This is a genomic window from Paenibacillus sp. RC67 (assembly GCF_030020805.1).
GTDB lineage: Bacteria > Bacillota > Bacilli > Paenibacillales > NBRC-103111 > Paenibacillus_S.
Map to the genome: position 1 here is coordinate 1,495,537 of NZ_CP125098.1, position 12,377 is coordinate 1,507,913.

Sequence of the window (12,377 nt, forward strand, 5' to 3'; positions counted from 1 at the left end):
AACCTCTTGGGCTCAGAGAGGAAGTCAATGTGGTATCAAAATGAGGTAGAGCAAGACAATTAAAATGTCTGGAGGTGACCTATGATCGTAGAACTTAACAGACAATTCGCAAGAAAAATAGGCATTATGCTTGAATCAAAGCTTATATGGTATAAGCACTATTTCATATTTTGTGATGAAGTCATTGAAAACATGGATAGACCTCCATATTGGATTATCGAACTTGCAATAAAAAAGTATATTGGAGATGCAATTACAATTGCAAATACGTATGCTTTTTCGGAACCGTTTGAAACTTTCCCAAATTCATTATATGATTTTCATGTGGGCTGTCTGTTTTTAAGGTATGAAAGAAAGGAACTTTCATGGGCATCTTTCTTGAAAGAATCTGGTGACTTTGCTGACGGATATCAGTTAGTTAAACGTGAGTGTGAATTTTTTTATTATAAGCTGAGTGACTATGAAGAGAGCGAATACTCAATTGATTTGGAAATAAAACAAGCAGAAATTATTAAAAAAGAGTTTAAGAATGAAATTCATGAGGTTCGAAATATTTATGCCCCATTTGTTGATTATTTTCGTAAGTACGTCTCATCACAAAATAACAAGTTGAATTGAAAGATACTGTGGGCATAAGGGTAGGGTTAAAAAACCGCTTTATAAATTATTAAAGTCTTTTCAGTTACGCTGACGGGACACTATAGCTCAGAAGAACGAGGCTGCTGACATGGATCGGCAGCCTCGTTGTGCTGACTGGCTGGTTAGAGCAATAAAGCTTATTAATAATTTCAGAATTAATGTGTTAAAATAATGGAAAAAAATTTAAAGGAGAGTATACACATGATCGTCGTTACGACCGAAAACATTCCAGGATATAAAGTCAAAGAAGTCAAAGGAATGTGCTTTGGACTGATTGTTAGGAGTCGCGGGCTTGGCGCTGACATCAAAGCAGCATTCAAAGGTTTGGTGGGAGGCGAAATCAAACAGTTCACTTCGTTGCTAGAAGATCTCCGGAAAGAATCCATGGACCGCTTGGTACAAAACGCTCAGGCAATGGGCGCGAATGCCATTGTGATGGTCCGCTTTGATTCAGGAGAAATTGGAAAATCAATGGGTGAAATCGTAGCATACGGCACCGCCGTAGTGGTTGAAAAAGAAAGAGAATGAATTGGATCCTAGGCTATTATGGCGTTCAGTTAGTCATTGTTCTGATCATCATTATTTTATCTGTGCTTGTCTATGACAAACGTTACAAAAAAAGAAAGGCTGGGGTTATTCCCAATGGGTTTATCCGCACGGAGGAAGTTAGCGTAGATCCCGTTACGCATGAGAAGCAGCGAGTTTATTACAACCCGGATACAGGTGAGCGAATCTATATTCGTGAATAATAGAAGACGCAGTTCACTCATTTTTAAAAGCGTCTGAAAGGTGTGGGTGAAATGCTTTGCAACTAGGAATTAGCCGCAATCGTTACTGAATAACCTAAGCACTCCAGTCTATGAACGGCATACTTTACAATAGATTGTTACTTCTGTTTGTCATAGTAATCCTCACCAAGGTCTACATACATTTCTTTACGAGTTAGTAGATAAAACGCAATCCTTAACATAGTATGAGCAACATTTACTGCTGCTCGCTTTTTACCTTTTCATGCTGCTGTACGTCTATACATGGCTCCGAGAAAGTTTTTTGATGCAGGAACGGAATGGGCTGCTTCTACCAAAGCAGATTTAAGATACTTGTTCCCGTTTGTGGTTTTGGCAGATTTCTATTTACCTGCACTCTCTTTATGTTCAGGTACCAATCCAGCCCAAGAGCATAAATGCGCTGCACTGGGAAACTGTTGATTAATGTCCGTTCCAATCTCCGCCAGGATCTGCTCCGCCATTCGAGTGGTTATACCTGGGATTGAATCTAACCGTTTAGTGCAGCAACTTCTTTGTCGAGAACTTCAGCCTGTTCACTCAAAAAATCAATGTGAGTTAAAATGGTCTTAATCATGTCACGAGAGGAGACACCCATATATCCGAGACGACGGAGCCAAGCTTAATGTTTGCTCCTTCCAGCACCTTCTGAATGCCGTTGTGTTGTCTGGCTCTCTCTGATGCTACGGCGATACCGAACAAGCTCTCGAAGTTCGCGTTGATTTCGGTTTGGAATGAAGCTTGCTTTGAGTAGTCCAAGACGGAGAAGTTTGGCGATCCATTCGAAATCCTTGACATCTACATCACCCCAAGTTTTCAACAAAAAAAAGATGCTCCTGTTAAATAAACAGAAGCATCTCATTCAAAATCTATTCGAAAATAGAAATGTAAACATACCATATTTATAAAATAATGACAAATATAGAGTTGTTAAATCATATTGTGGGTGAATGCGGCTTCTTGTTTATTTATTAAGTTATTTGCTTTTATAATAAATAAACAATGGCTCAAATGATTCACCCTCCGTTCAAAAATTTGTTAATTTCAATCTAGCATTTTACTATGCCTCAAACTGGGATACACATACCGAGTCATGTGCTCTAATTATATAGTTTATATGGTACATGTGGCCAACCAGATACCTCATTAGGATAAGATAAATTGATACTAACGGAGAACAAGAGTTCAATAAACAAGGAAGCAGCCAATAGCGATTGAGCGGCTGCCTTTTCCTGCTATCAGGCAGGAGGTCGTGTGAAATGAAATTCAGTAAAGGGTAGGAATTGGGGGGCAGGCCACGGCATCAATGATTCTTGGGTCAATTCCGTAAAACATCCAAAAGGCTCCATCCCACCTATAACCTGATACTTCACCATATTCTACACGAGTAGGATAAAACCAGAAATGGTCTCCGTTCAATAGCCAGACGTATGTGTACTCATATAAACAGTCAATTACATAGGATACCGCAGGTTTTTGGGGGATGAACGTTGGTGGAGGAGATAGCGGTTGCCTCATGTACACCTGTGGTTGCGGGATAAAAAACATTGAATTCCACACCCTTTTAAGAAGTTTAAATTAACTCGTATCCCATGTTATGTGGGTGAATAACTATTTGACTGTGCACTTGCCTAAGATAATGAAGACAGTCGATCACTTGTGATTTGTCCCCCAGTAACTAACGGAGAACTAAAAAAAATAATCAACTAAGACGTGGCTGCAGCCGTGTTATGCTGACGGGGAGATTACGTTAATGCCAGGAATAAGACTTCAAAAGAAAGCATTTAAGAGTAATGTGATTCTCCATAGAGGGAGGATAATATCACATAAATTAGTTGTTTAAAAATGTAAATATATGGTATATTTTGAAGAGGACCTTTTTTGCTTGGTGAGGAGGTTGAGTGTTGAGTCAGGTTAGCTTTGCCAAATCGTTTTCAATATTACAAATAACCATAGGTATTTTATTTTTATCTCAAGCATTAAAGCTGATTTTTACAGCCCAGCCTGATTTCTCAATTGGGGAGTATCATGTTTTTTACTCTTTTTTAATAAGCTCCCTGGCGTGGCTAGTCCCAGGAATAGTACTTCTAAGTAAAAGAAACTGGGGATGGATAACGGCATTATCTATTTATATGGGATGTTTATTTTATCAGTGTTGGAGCTTATGGAGAGTAATGATTGATGCTCCTTACTTGGAAAGATTAATTCAAAGACACTTATTTTCAATTAGCCTGTTTATAGTAATAGTAATACTTCTATTAGTTATGAGAAAGAAATGATCTCGCTAACCATTACTGATAAGACGGGACACGATAGTTGAGGGGCTAGCATCGCAGCAGCTCCTCTTTTGCTTGATTTAAAGAATCTCCCGATGTATTTAACGAATATTTCGTAGAAATGATAAGGAGGGTGGTAACCATGTTTTCTTGGACATCTATGATTGCCCAGATGGTATTTTTAGGGTTAATCCTATTATTTTTCTTTAGTTTATATAGATTTGTTAAGGGTATAGTCGATAGGAGCAAAGTTTCAAACGATACATTAAGGAGGCTGGAACAGAAGATGGATACCTTAATAGATCAACAAAATGATCAAAGGAAATGATAATCCTTCAAGGTGCACAAGGGACTGACTGTAAACAGTAATTATTAACCTATGTGTAATGTTGATTTAAGATATTCCTTGCCTATATCCCATACATTCCCAATGATATGATGTTCATATATCAGTTGCGCAACTGTTATAATTTGAAAAGGAAAAGGGGAAAAAGGATGGGGAAGGACAATATAATTAAATCGATGCTTTCTGTAAAGGTAAGTATGACACCGAATGGATTTGTTGCAAATCAATTAACTCCAAAACAGTTTGCAGATTGCTATGAATTGTTTTTTGACGAGATTTTAGAAATTAGTTCATCGGATATAACAGGAGTAGAAGGCTATGGTCAGTTTAATGATGAATGTACAACAGAATATGGGACCTGCAGAGAATTCCTGATTGATACCTTTGTAGAAGATAAAGAAGGCTACTGGTATAACTGGAAAGAAATGTTTGAAACGACGGTTTTAGAGCGTGAATTTTTCGAAAAATACTTCAAGGAAATGGACGATAGAATTCGTTATTGTGAAGGAAGACGTTATTTGGTTTATAACAATACGTTTTTCGTCAATATGATCACAGATGGAAAGACCATGGTCGGTTTCCCTGATTGGAGCAGATCCGGCATTTGCGATTTCCTTTTGGATTTTGCCATTATGGACTTAAATAAGCCTTACTTAAAAATACCGGAATTGTTCGTTGAGTATTGCAAAAAAAGGGATATCATCATACCCGATTTTAAAGAAAGATTCTTATGTATGGCTTATTATAAAGGGATCGATACCTTGCGTTGGCATGCTTCGATTGATGATACGGAATCGTGCATGTCCATCATGAAATCCATCAGAGAGCTGAAAGATCGGCTATACGCCTAAATAGATGGTGATGAGATGAAATATGAGAATGCCTGCGATGTATTACCAGAAGAACTATTGAAAGAAATCCAGAAATACGCGGCAGGAAAACTTCTATATATTCCTTCTGGAGAGGAAAAAAGGGCTTGGGGCGAAGCGTCCGGTTACCGAGATCAATTGCAACGGCGCAACCTGATGATTCGCAATAAGTATGCCCATGGAGTTACGGTTTCGGAGCTTGCGGACGATTACTTTATATCCTTGGATTCCATTAAGAAAATCATCTATTCAAAGAAAAATGATAGGCATTTAACCTATTCTCCGACTATAGAATCAGCTGTACAATATGCGAATGTCGGGATGATCGAAATATGGATTCAATGCTATCTAATGCTTACCCGAAAAGCTGCTCCCATTTTACATGATTTCATGAACGAAGATCATCTGTATTTTGGAGTTGTTAAGTTTCCACTGCGTCTTATTCAGCGTGATGGAATAGAGTCCGGGGAAGATCATGTAGATGAAGATGAGGACCCTGTAGCCGCTCTCCCACCGCTTCTTATTCAATATGCAGAAGGCAAATTTTATTGCACCGTACAGAAAGAGTTAATGGGCGCACTAAAGCAACGCAAAGTAAATGCTTATTCGACCATTATTGTTTTGAAAGGAAATAACGATTATAAAAGATTTATGAAATACTATGGAACCGTATTATTTTTTGTTGAGAAAGTATGACTTTGATTGACGTACTATAGAGACATGATAGCTAAAAAAGCACTCCTCTAACCCTTTCGGGATTAAAGAAGTGCTCAACGTACGAATGATGAGATTCACTTAAACGATACGATATTTGAACGATGGTTTAATAATTCGTAAATTCAGGACCGGTATATTCGGAAGGAATAACAATTTCACCTGATTCAATTTTCTCGGCGAACGTTGCAATTTTATCCTTCACGTCTTGTGGAACAATAGGGGACAAGGTAAGTCGAACGGCATCCGGATTTTCAAGTCCGATTTTTTTCACCATATTCGGCTTCCACTTACCTTCGGTCAAATCCTTGATTGCTCCGTATACTGTCAAGCTTGCATCCGAAATCGCAGATCCAATGAAAACATCGGGTGCATCGGCATAATAATCGCGAACGTTAGCGAATTGATACACGCCATTCTCACGTGCTGCATCCGTAACCCCGGAACGAGCTGTATTCAGCATGGTGAAGATCATATCCGAGCCCGCGTTAATTTGCGCTTGCGCAACTCGTTTCGCCAAATCGGCATCTTCCTGATCACCTGTAAACGTGGTAAGGAGCGTTGCGTTAGGATTCGTGTATTTCAAACCGTCGGCATATGCTGCGCGTCCCAACAGACCAGGACCTACGCGAGCACCGGAAATATGAGAAACCACATTCGTTTTGGTGAGAAGTCCAGCTGCTGCGCCTGCCAGCCATGCGGATTCTTCTTGTTTTACCTGATAGCTGGACAGGTTATCACCGGTCAAATTCGTTTGCGTATTAACAAATTTAATTTTTGGAAATTCTTTAGCTACTAGCTTCACGGCTTCCGAGCTTTGCCCTGCATGAGCAATGATCATATCCGGTTTTTTCTTAGCCAATGCGCGTAATGCGTCCGCAATTTGAGCGGTATCATGCGGGATATTTTCCACATAGGTTGCCTTGATTTTGAAGTCCTCTTCTGCCTTAACCAATCCGCGGTAAGCAGATTCCATAAAGCCGCCATCCTTGGAGGAACCCGGAATTAATAGAGCGACTTTTGCTTTTTTATGATTGGTGTGTGACGGGCCTTTGCTAGCTTCTGCTGTAGACAAACCGGATGAAAAGACAAGTGCCAAAGCCAAGCTCGACAAAGCCAATTTCGAAAGAAGTTTTCTCAAGATGTACCCCTCGTTTCCAAAAAATAGTTTTGTCCGGACAAATCAGAGAATAAACTAGACTTCATTTTTTGTCAAATAATGCCGAAAATAAATATAGGGAATAAAACCGATAATTGCGCAATAACATCATTTGCAGGCCTATTCTCCCGATATCGTCCATGACGATTGCACTAAAATTCGACATTTCGGTACGTAAAGTAAGTATTTAGTTTTAGTAAAGAGGTCTTGTATTTTTCAAAATGCTATATTATACTTTGGCCAAAGAATACCCATATCACGAAAAGGCAAACTTCTCGAAAGAGGAGGACGCAAAGCCACGGACCTAAGGATTTCGATCTACGGCAGCCGGGCCACCGAAAATTGGGGGGTAATCCATCCCTTTTTTTGGGGATGGATTTTTTATTTTTGTAATATCTCAGTAGGGGGATGCTAGGATCATGAAGTATATACAGAATCTGAGAATCAAAACGAAAATTGGCGGAATGCTTGGTCTTTCCATTGTTTTCCTGCTCATTATCGGCATTACAGGCTATTTCGTCATGGACAAGATGGCTAGCAATGCCCGTGCTATGTACGAAGAAACCTTGATTCCGAACAGCCTGGTCGAAGGGCTTTTGTTCGGTAATTCACAAATGGATTCTTTACAGCTTGAATTACTGCTGGCCAAAGACGAAGCCATCATCAAGCAAATCCAGCAGCAAATTACTCAAACCCGTGATAAAAATCAGGCGACACGAAAAACGCTGGAGCAGATCACGCTATCTCCGAGAGCGCAAGAGCAGTACCAGAACTTTATCGATTTAATCCCTAAAAACAACGAAGCTAAGAAAAAAGTAGATGACTTAGCAGTTGTCAATCAAAAAGAAGCGGCGCATAAGGAATATGTGAATTCGTTCAAGCCGATACGTGCTGAAATGATCAAAAGTTTAGAGAACGTTGTTAAGTTCAATGAAGACGACGCAAAAATCTTTTACGACAAAAGTATTCAAAGCTCCAAGCTGGCTATTTCCATCATCCTTGTCGTTACATTGCTTGCCGTCATTTTATGTTCCTTGATTGGATACGGCATTGCTAATATGATCACAAGACCTGTTCGCAGCATTCAACAATTGATGGCTAAAGCACAGGACGGAGATTTAACGGTTAATGCTACATACCAATCCAAAGACGAAATCGGTCTTCTTTCAAAGGATTTCAACGGGATGATCACTGGCTTGAGAGAAATCATTGCAAAGATCGTCCTCGAGTCTCAAAACTTGTCTGCGAGCTCGGAGCAGTTGGCAGCAAGTTCTGAACAATCCAGCCAAACCACCCATCATGTCGTTGCGGCCATTCAAGACATTGCTGAAGGTGCCGATCAGCAGCTGCAAAGCACTACCGAAAGCGTTAGAGCAATGGAAGAGATGGCGACAGGCATTAACAGGATTGCAGAATTTTCGGGCAATGTATCCTCCATGTCCATGGAAGCTTCCAAGGAAGCCGAGGAAGGCAATATTTCGATCCAGAAAGCAATGTCCCAAATGGATTTGATCCGAGAATCGGTCAACAATTCGTCTAAGGTTGTTAACCAGTTGGGTATACGATCTCAGGAAATCGGTCAAATCGTTGATGTTATTACTGATATTTCGATGCAAACCAATTTGCTTGCTTTGAATGCAGCGATTGAAGCTGCAAGAGCGGGCGAACACGGAAGAGGCTTTGTTGTCGTTGCCGACGAGGTTCGGAAGCTGGCCGAGCAATCTAGACAATCGGCGGAACAAATCGCGGAGATCATTCAGCAAGTTCAAGGCGAAACTCGCTCTGCGGTTACAGCTATGGAAAAAGGGAGCCGAGAGGTTGAACACGGAACTGTGATTATGCAGGAAGCAGGAGAAGCCTTCCGCAATATCATGAATGCGGTACAGCAGGTGGCTTATCAGATGCAGGAGGTTTCTGCCGCATCGGAGCAAATGTCAGCGGGCACAGAGGAGATTACCGCTTCCCTGCATGATATGAACAGCATTACGAACGCCGCCTTCTCGAAGACAGAAGGTGTGGCGGCTGCTTCGGAGCAGCAATTAGCTACGATGGAAGAAATTGCTGAATCCGTGAATGCGTTGACGCGGATGGCTCAAGAACTGCATGAAATAACTTTACGTTTTAAGAGCTGAACGCCCTGTCGCCGGGGATTGTACAATGAAAAACCGCTGTTGGTTTCGACCAACAGCGGTTTTTGTATTACAAAATCTTGTTCCTCTGCTCAAAGCTATACCTTTGTCTGCCTATATCACGATACAGGGCTCAGGCGACCCGATTGTTCTCCTACACAGTCCCGGAGTGGGCATGAGGGTATGGAAGTTCGTCGTTCCGCAATTAGCGCGTACAAAAAAAGTTATCGCTTTTGATGGTCGGGGAACGGGTCAATCGTCGTCACCTACGAAACCGCTTGATCTTGTACATGATTTGCTAATGCTGCTCGTGTAGGACACCATTTGGGGTCGTGTCAATAGTATTTTTTCATCTTCGCATGAGAACGGTTGATTAGCTACGGAAAGAAGGTGGATGTTTCTTATTGACGGGACTCTATATAGTGTCCTAAAATAAAGGTACCATTTGGTGTAATTTATTTCATGCGAGGGAGTGAGAGATGATGAGCGCAATTGCACAGACACGGGATGTCTATTATGCCGTGGCCGATCCGACCCGGCGTGAAATCATTCGACTGCTGGCGGATGCGGAAGAATTGCCGCTCAATCGGTTAACTCCGCATTTTGCGATGGGCCGAACCGCAGTCTCCAAGCATTTGACGATTTTGAAGGAAGCCGGCCTCGTGAGTGAGCGTAAAGTCGGCCGTGAGACGCGAAACCGTCTCAATCCCGCACCGCTGAAGGAGCTTCAGGATTGGTTGTCGTACTACGAGAAGTTTTGGAAACAAAATATGGTTCGTCTGGATCAACTTCTTAAGGAGGAACAGGAATGAAGCAAGATCTGTCGCTCGATTTTCAGTTCAAAAGTTCAATCATGCAGGTGTGGAACGCCTTGACCGACTCCGATAAGCTGGCGAAATGGGTTATGGACAACGATTTCAAACCGATTGTCGGCCACCGTTTTCAGTTCCGAAGGGAACCGGTAGAAGGGTGGGATGGCATCATCCATTGCGAAGTGCTGGAAGTCGTCGAGCCGCACCGTTTGACATATACTTGGGACAGCGGCGGAGAGAACACTACGATCATCTGGACATTGCGAGAACATAAAGACGGAACTGTTCATCTGCATCTTGATCAAACCGGCTTCAACAAAGTTCAAGCGCTCGGAGGCGCAAAATACGGCTGGACGAGCATGTGCGGACAGCTTGAAAAAGTATTGGTTGAATTGTAATACAATTCTGATTCAGATATTCAATGCTTTGTTCGCACCAATGGGACAAGATTGCAACATAATTGCAAGCTAACGAATATTTCAATTGCTTGAACTATCGCAGCCAATATAATTGGATCTTGAATGACTCGAATCAACATAATCCGAACGGCTTAGTTTTTAGTGAAATGTGGATTCCTGTTGATATAAAAAAGTGATAAAAGGAGCGATAAAAATGTCCTATATTGTTGATTTTAAAAATGTGTCTACGGTTGGTTTAGAATCTTCACCTGTAGCAGATGCGCTTGCTGGTTTACGTGCGAATGAAGCTCGTTACTTCATGAACAAATACAAGCATGAATTTACGGTGGTACCAGCTAGTGAAAGCCAGGAGACCCTTGATTATGTGAACAGAATTTTGAAAGAAGAACGTGATATTGAGTTTGAAGCCAAACCTTTAGAAACGTCGCGTCTTCAAGTGGAAAATATCAAATGGACCTTCGTCTTTTATGAGGATGGTCTAGCGGTCAACGTCCTGTATACGGTTGATGACCCTAAGAAGCGGGCCGTTGGTTTTAAGCTTTCTGAGGGGATGGAGGTACCAAAGGAGTTAGAAGAGAAGAAGTTTAAGTTTGCTAGACAGAAGTCAAAACTAGCTGGAACCATTCGAGGCACGTTTTTTGTAATTAAGAGAGAATATTAGAAGAAGCAAAACGCAAGCATAGCGGTGGATACGATATTTCGTTCGCAACACCGCGCTACACCACATTGCGCTAACGGGTACGTTAACTCAATAAACCAACAAAGACGCGGCTGCGATCGGCAGCCGCGTTATGCTATATGGAAGGAATAATCAATATTTCCATCGAATAGGAAGTGGAAAAGAAAAAGTGGGAGGCGAAAAGAAATGAAAAGGGAAAGATTTGAAAGGATTGACGTTGAAAACCTCAATATTGTTGACAAAGACGGAAATATAAAAATGACACTTTTTAATAAAGAAAACATCCCTCCAGCAATGATGGACGGTGAGGATATTCTGCCCGGACATAGAAAAGATTGGCCGATTTCTGGAATTATGTTTTATAACGGCGAAGGTGACGAATGCGGTGGATTGATATTCGGAAGTGAGAAGGATGAAAATGGTCACTACAAGTCTTCTGCTTCATTAACTTTTGACCAATATAAGCAAGATGAAGTTGTCACAATGTCTTACTATAATGAGAACGGAGTAATGACTTACGGATTCAAAATAAAGGATAGACCACAGATTCCACTATCTGAGCAATTAAAAATACTAAAAGAAATCAATGAATCAAACAAAGATAATGAAACAAAAAAGAAAGAGATTGACGCACTATGGGAAGGAAGTACACAACGAGCATTCATGGGGAAGAATGAAAAAGGGGAAGTAACGATTTGTCTGATGGATAGTAAAGGAAAACAACGGATAAGAATGCTAGTGGATAAAAATGATAATCCTAGAATGGAGTTTCTGGACGGAAACGGCAATGTTACATATAAGCTACCTCCTGATTTGTAAAGTCGTAGCGGATTGAACTAACGGATACGATAGCGTGGAGCTGCCGCAAGGACAGCTCCTCTTGATTTTTATTGAAGTAACGGGCAGTATCGTTCAGTTAATGCCCAATAAAAAGCAACCGAAACATTTCAATTTCTTCAACGTCTAATAACTTGAAATGGAGGAAAGGTGATGAGAATCAATAAGCGAATCCTTACTACGTTCCTTATTGTTGTTCTTCTGTTCGGAGCATTGTTTTATTCTCTAATTGGTATGAATATTCGAGTTAAACTTGCAGAAATGATTATCGAAACGAGATTCCAACCTTATGTTTCGATACTGGTTGGCACTACCCAAAGAGACCAGATGTTACAAGAGAGAATCATCAGAGTCTGTGGGTATCTCCCCGATGAAAATCATCCATGTATGTAAGTTAAATTAAACTAACGGGTACGATAGCTGAATAACTATAAGATGGCAGCCGGTTAGTGCAAACGGCTGCCTTTGTTCAACTGGGCAGGTTAGTGGGAATATCTGGATAAATTGTTGCAGATATGATAGAGCATTTCATTGGGTTAGTATTTGATTTCAATTGTCCAAAAGAGGAGTAACGTCATGTCGACCGAGATTGTGATGGTTCAACCTGAAGAAAGAGAGATATTACGCAATATTTATCAGTTTTATTTACATGATCTATCGGAGTTTAGCAATTTTTTAAAGATTAGCGAAAGTGGATTCTTTCCTAACTATGT

Annotated in this window: 14 protein-coding genes, 1 pseudogene and 1 riboswitch; of the genes and pseudogenes, 13 read left to right on the forward strand and 2 right to left on the reverse strand. The window is 40.8% G+C overall.

Going from position 1 to position 12,377, the window contains the following annotated elements:
* The first annotated feature begins 81 nt into the window (after window positions 1-81).
* The 3 genes from QMA13_RS06840 to QMA13_RS06850 all read left to right on the forward strand — a co-directional run bounded on the left by QMA13_RS06840 (window position 82) and on the right by QMA13_RS06850 (window position 1,388).
* Window positions 82-618 carry a hypothetical protein gene (locus QMA13_RS06840; protein ID WP_282940440.1) on the forward strand — a complete coding sequence of 179 codons (537 nt, stop codon included), beginning with the start codon at window positions 82-84 and terminating at the stop codon, window positions 616-618.
* A gap of 222 nt (window positions 619-840) precedes the next feature.
* Window positions 841-1,167 carry a YbjQ family protein gene (locus tag QMA13_RS06845; protein ID WP_282940442.1) on the forward strand — a complete coding sequence of 109 codons (327 nt, stop codon included), beginning with the start codon at window positions 841-843 and terminating at the stop codon, window positions 1,165-1,167.
* Window positions 1,164-1,388 (forward strand): hypothetical protein, encoded by a 225-nt coding sequence (locus tag QMA13_RS06850; RefSeq protein ID WP_282940443.1) that lies wholly within the window; start codon window positions 1,164-1,166, stop codon window positions 1,386-1,388. The genes QMA13_RS06845 and QMA13_RS06850 overlap by 4 nt, the downstream gene beginning before the upstream one ends.
* A 62-nt stretch (window positions 1,389-1,450) precedes the next feature.
* Here QMA13_RS06850 and QMA13_RS36545 read toward each other — a convergent pair.
* Window positions 1,451-2,223, reverse strand: a pseudogene (locus QMA13_RS36545) (IS110 family RNA-guided transposase); the annotation flags it as partial.
* A gap of 1,105 nt (window positions 2,224-3,328) precedes the next feature.
* On the opposite strand from QMA13_RS36545, the gene QMA13_RS06860 reads away from it, so the two are divergent.
* The 4 genes from QMA13_RS06860 to QMA13_RS36335 all read left to right on the forward strand — a co-directional run bounded on the left by QMA13_RS06860 (window position 3,329) and on the right by QMA13_RS36335 (window position 5,611).
* Window positions 3,329-3,703: a hypothetical protein gene (locus QMA13_RS06860; protein WP_282940444.1), complete on the forward strand. Its 375-nt coding sequence runs from the start codon at window positions 3,329-3,331 to the stop codon at window positions 3,701-3,703.
* A 169-nt stretch (window positions 3,704-3,872) separates the two neighbouring features.
* Window positions 3,873-4,028: a DUF4083 family protein gene (locus tag QMA13_RS36550; RefSeq protein WP_481858208.1), complete on the forward strand. Its 156-nt coding sequence runs from the start codon at window positions 3,873-3,875 to the stop codon at window positions 4,026-4,028.
* Between the two features lie 194 nt (window positions 4,029-4,222).
* Window positions 4,223-4,897 (forward strand): hypothetical protein, encoded by a 675-nt coding sequence (locus tag QMA13_RS06865; protein ID WP_282940445.1) that lies wholly within the window; start codon window positions 4,223-4,225, stop codon window positions 4,895-4,897.
* 15 nt (window positions 4,898-4,912) lie between these two features.
* Window positions 4,913-5,611, forward strand: coding sequence for a CD3324 family protein (locus tag QMA13_RS36335; protein ID WP_349254198.1), 699 nt, complete (start codon window positions 4,913-4,915; stop codon window positions 5,609-5,611).
* Between the two features lie 127 nt (window positions 5,612-5,738).
* On the opposite strand, the gene QMA13_RS06875 is transcribed toward QMA13_RS36335, so the two are convergent.
* The gene (locus QMA13_RS06875; RefSeq protein WP_282940446.1) at window positions 5,739-6,770 is read right to left on the reverse strand and encodes a BMP family protein; all 1,032 of its coding nucleotides are present in this window, start codon (window positions 6,768-6,770) and stop codon (window positions 5,739-5,741) included.
* Window positions 6,771-7,043: 273 nt separating this feature from the next.
* A riboswitch (cyclic di-GMP riboswitch) is annotated at window positions 7,044-7,128 on the forward strand.
* Between the two features lie 79 nt (window positions 7,129-7,207).
* Between QMA13_RS06875 and QMA13_RS06880 the strand changes: the two genes are divergently transcribed.
* From QMA13_RS06880 to QMA13_RS06905, 6 genes are all read left to right on the forward strand, one after another.
* Window positions 7,208-8,920 (forward strand): methyl-accepting chemotaxis protein, encoded by a 1,713-nt coding sequence (locus QMA13_RS06880; protein ID WP_282940447.1) that lies wholly within the window; start codon window positions 7,208-7,210, stop codon window positions 8,918-8,920.
* 25 nt (window positions 8,921-8,945) lie between these two features.
* Window positions 8,946-9,233 carry an alpha/beta fold hydrolase gene (locus QMA13_RS06885; RefSeq protein ID WP_282940448.1) on the forward strand — a complete coding sequence of 96 codons (288 nt, stop codon included), beginning with the start codon at window positions 8,946-8,948 and terminating at the stop codon, window positions 9,231-9,233.
* Window positions 9,234-9,399: 166 nt separating this feature from the next.
* Window positions 9,400-9,729: an ArsR/SmtB family transcription factor gene (locus QMA13_RS06890; protein WP_282943293.1), complete on the forward strand. Its 330-nt coding sequence runs from the start codon at window positions 9,400-9,402 to the stop codon at window positions 9,727-9,729.
* Window positions 9,726-10,127, forward strand: a complete 402-nt coding sequence (locus tag QMA13_RS06895; RefSeq protein WP_282940449.1) for an SRPBCC family protein — start codon at window positions 9,726-9,728, stop codon at window positions 10,125-10,127. The genes QMA13_RS06890 and QMA13_RS06895 overlap by 4 nt, the downstream gene beginning before the upstream one ends.
* Window positions 10,128-10,341: 214 nt before the next feature.
* Complete coding sequence (locus QMA13_RS06900; protein WP_282940450.1) at window positions 10,342-10,809, forward strand: phage tail protein; 468 nt, start codon at window positions 10,342-10,344, stop codon at window positions 10,807-10,809.
* Window positions 10,810-11,013: 204 nt separating this feature from the next.
* The gene (locus QMA13_RS06905; RefSeq protein WP_282940451.1) at window positions 11,014-11,646 is read left to right on the forward strand and encodes a hypothetical protein; all 633 of its coding nucleotides are present in this window, start codon (window positions 11,014-11,016) and stop codon (window positions 11,644-11,646) included.
* Window positions 11,647-12,377: the final 731 nt, after the last annotated feature.

Excerpts from the sequence above, each read along its gene's own strand:
- QMA13_RS36335 (WP_349254198.1), top strand. The coding sequence starts at position 4,913 with ATGAAATATGAGAATGCCTGCGATGTATTACCAGAAGAACTATTGAAA.
- QMA13_RS36550 (WP_481858208.1), top strand. The coding sequence starts at position 3,873 with ATGGTATTTTTAGGGTTAATCCTATTATTTTTCTTTAGTTTATATAGA.
- QMA13_RS06885 (WP_282940448.1), top strand. The coding sequence starts at position 8,946 with ATGAAAAACCGCTGTTGGTTTCGACCAACAGCGGTTTTTGTATTACAA.
- QMA13_RS06880 (WP_282940447.1), top strand. The coding sequence starts at position 7,208 with ATGAAGTATATACAGAATCTGAGAATCAAAACGAAAATTGGCGGAATG.
- QMA13_RS06850 (WP_282940443.1), top strand. The coding sequence starts at position 1,164 with ATGAATTGGATCCTAGGCTATTATGGCGTTCAGTTAGTCATTGTTCTG.
- QMA13_RS06900 (WP_282940450.1), top strand. The coding sequence starts at position 10,342 with ATGTCCTATATTGTTGATTTTAAAAATGTGTCTACGGTTGGTTTAGAA.
- QMA13_RS06840 (WP_282940440.1), top strand. The coding sequence starts at position 82 with ATGATCGTAGAACTTAACAGACAATTCGCAAGAAAAATAGGCATTATG.
- QMA13_RS06865 (WP_282940445.1), top strand. The coding sequence starts at position 4,223 with ATGCTTTCTGTAAAGGTAAGTATGACACCGAATGGATTTGTTGCAAAT.
- QMA13_RS06845 (WP_282940442.1), top strand. The coding sequence starts at position 841 with ATGATCGTCGTTACGACCGAAAACATTCCAGGATATAAAGTCAAAGAA.
- QMA13_RS06905 (WP_282940451.1), top strand. The coding sequence starts at position 11,014 with ATGAAAAGGGAAAGATTTGAAAGGATTGACGTTGAAAACCTCAATATT.
- QMA13_RS06895 (WP_282940449.1), top strand. The coding sequence starts at position 9,726 with ATGAAGCAAGATCTGTCGCTCGATTTTCAGTTCAAAAGTTCAATCATG.
- QMA13_RS06890 (WP_282943293.1), top strand. The coding sequence starts at position 9,400 with ATGAGCGCAATTGCACAGACACGGGATGTCTATTATGCCGTGGCCGAT.